This window comes from Vibrio sp. 704 (genome assembly GCF_033339295.1).
In genome coordinates, this window is the sequence record NZ_JAWOUH010000440.1 from 1 (window position 1) to 700 (window position 700).

The following is a 700-nucleotide window of genomic DNA, read 5'->3' on the forward strand; positions in this document are numbered from 1 at the left end:
CCATTGATTCCCCTATGGCCAGAGCCATGTTGAAAAAGCAAGTGGATGAAGAATTTACCGTTCGAACGCCGGAAGGTGACAAAGAGTGGTTCATCAATTCGATTGAATACAACAAGCAAAGCGCAGAATCTTAACTTCCTCGACCTTGAAACATTTGGCGAGCGAAGTGCGTTTGCCAATGATGTGACCTATTTTTATGCGCCCTCATTTGAGGGCGCGAGCTGTATTTACTGGAGAGGTTTAAAATGAAAGCCGTGATTTGTGGTGCTGCGTTAACGATGGCTATTTCGCTTCCTACTGTCGCTCAAGAAGAGCTAAAAGGGTGTGATGCCAAAGCGTTTGCTCTTGAGCAGCAAATTGAATACGCCACAGTACAAGGTAATCAAAAGCGCATTGATGGATTAAAACGAGCCCTTGCTGCGATTGAGGATGAATGCTCGGAAGAAGATTTACGCGAAAAACTGCAAGCAGAAATCGAACAAAAAGCGCAAAAAGTAAAAGCCCGCGAGCTAGAATTGGTAGAGGCACAAACGTCGGGTTCGAGCGACAAAATCGAGAAAAAGCGCCGAAAATTAGATGAAGCACAAAAAGAGTTGTTAGACGCTAAACGTGAGTTGGAATGGAATTACGGCCAGTAGGCACACCGACCTTCGCGGCGGTTAAAGCCATCTTTCACCGCAGTTTTGTGGCGTTGTTCACA

Annotated in this window: 2 protein-coding genes; both read left to right on the forward strand. The window is 45.7% G+C overall.

What is annotated here, in order from left to right:
• On the forward strand, window positions 1-134 hold a 134-nt coding region (locus R7R24_RS26970; protein ID WP_318120161.1), incomplete at its 5' end, for a GreA/GreB family elongation factor.
• Window positions 135-245: 111 nt separating this feature from the next.
• Window positions 246-638, forward strand: coding sequence for a DUF1090 domain-containing protein (locus tag R7R24_RS26975; RefSeq protein ID WP_021449007.1), 393 nt, complete (start codon window positions 246-248; stop codon window positions 636-638).
• Window positions 639-700: the final 62 nt, after the last annotated feature.

Excerpts from the sequence above, each read along its gene's own strand:
- R7R24_RS26975 (WP_021449007.1), top strand. The coding sequence starts at position 246 with ATGAAAGCCGTGATTTGTGGTGCTGCGTTAACGATGGCTATTTCGCTT.